We start from the raw sequence: 1516 nt of genomic DNA, 5'->3' as shown, positions 1-1516 counted from the left end.
CCTAGGGCCTGTTGCGAAAGTGGATCTTGATCGCCGATGATCACATCTTGTGGGACGTGGGGATCTGACGAATGCGCAGTGGGCCCGGCTTGAGCCCCTATTGCCGCGGGGAATCAAGGCGGGCCGACCGCAGGTGTGGACACGGCGGCAGCTGATAGACGGCATACGGTGGCGGACCCGGACCGGTGCCCCGTGGCGGGATGTACCGGAACGCTATGGGCCGTGGGATCGGGTCTATGACCTGTTCCGGCGCTGGCAGCGGGACGGGACCTGGGCGAGGATCCTCACCCGGCTCCAGGCCGAGGCGGATGCGAAGGGCCTGATCACCTGGGAGGTCAACGTCGATTCCACCGTCTGCCGGGCCCACCAGCACGCCGCCGGGGCGGTGAAAAGGGGGACCTTCAGAAGGAACCGCCCGGCGGTGTCTTCGTCGAGCCGGCCGACCACGGCCTCGGACGTTCCCGCGGCGGACTGACCAGCAAAATCCACCTCGCCGTCGAGCAGGGACAGAAACCGCTGTCGGTGGTGATCACGGCAGGGCAGCGGGGTGACTCCCCACAGTTCGAGCCGGTCCTGGAAGCCATTCGGGTTCCCAGGCTGGGCCTGGGCAGGCCGCGCAAGCGTCCGGACCGGGTCCGGGCCGACAAGGCGTACGACTCCCGCAGCAACCGCTCCTACCTGCGCAGACGCGGGATCAAGGCCACGATTCCAGTGCCTGCGGACCGGGTCCGCAACCGGCTGAAACGCGGCTCGCGCGGCGGGCGACCGCCGACGTTCGACCGGGATGACTACAAGCAGCGGCACGCGGTCGAGTGCGGTATCAACCGGCTCAAGCGGCACCGGGCCGTTGCCACGAGATACGACAAACTCGCCGTCCGCTACGAAGCGACCCTGCTGGTCGCAGCCATCAACGAATGGCTGTGACGGTGTTTCGTCGGGCTGATGCCCATCAGCAACGGCACTCCGGCTACCTTCCGGGCCCGTCCCCGCGCAGTGCAGCGCGGACCAGAGCAAGGTCCGCAGCGGGGACAGCAAGCTCCCAGTAGCGATCAGCGGCTTGCAGGGACAGCAGACGGAACATCCGCTTGTCGACCACCTCACTGCCCAGGCCGGCGACCGGGCCCGCCCCATGAACGTGGAACGGAGCAACCAAGACCACGCCTTCACCGGATCCGCCGAGCACTCGAAACGGCCGCCACACCACTGGCAACGCTGCGGCAGGATCCAGAATCAACGACCCCTGCCGGAAACGATGGCCGTCACGGACGAACGCGGAGACCTCGCGCGCCTCTCCCGCTTTCAACGCTACGACGTCCGCCTCGGCGCGAGGCCGAGCGTCTCCTATGAACTGCTCGATGAGACGCCCCGGATGCCGGAGCAGATCCGTGAAGGTCAGCGTCCCCGCGGCCCGTCGCACTCTTCGTCCCACCGTTGCCCCCTGCATCGCGGTCGTACCCAGAGTAGCGACGGAGGCGTGCGGAACTGCTTCCTCAGCCGCTTTCGCAACAGGCCCTAG

At 67.6% G+C, this 1516-nt stretch carries 2 protein-coding genes; one reads left to right on the top strand and one right to left on the bottom strand.

Annotation, left to right across the window (positions count from 1 at the left end; genetic code table 11):
- Nucleotides 1-49 precede the first annotated feature (49 nt).
- Nucleotides 50-924 (top strand): IS5 family transposase gene (locus ABT034_RS35265; protein ID WP_351221188.1). Its coding sequence is split into 2 segments (ribosomal slippage): nucleotides 50-443 and nucleotides 443-924, totalling 876 coding nucleotides; the frame shifts between segments, so codons are not numbered across the junction.
- Nucleotides 925-967: 43 nt separating this feature from the next.
- Here ABT034_RS35265 and ABT034_RS35260 read toward each other — a convergent pair.
- On the bottom strand, nucleotides 968-1516 hold a 549-nt coding region (locus ABT034_RS35260), incomplete at its 5' end, for a hypothetical protein (RefSeq protein WP_351221187.1).

Source organism: Streptomyces sp. NPDC002773 (assembly GCF_040295605.1).
Classification (GTDB): domain Bacteria; phylum Actinomycetota; class Actinomycetes; order Streptomycetales; family Streptomycetaceae; genus Streptomyces.
The sequence above is the reverse complement of the archived record's forward strand: the minus strand, read 5'-3'. Positions and strand labels throughout refer to the sequence as shown.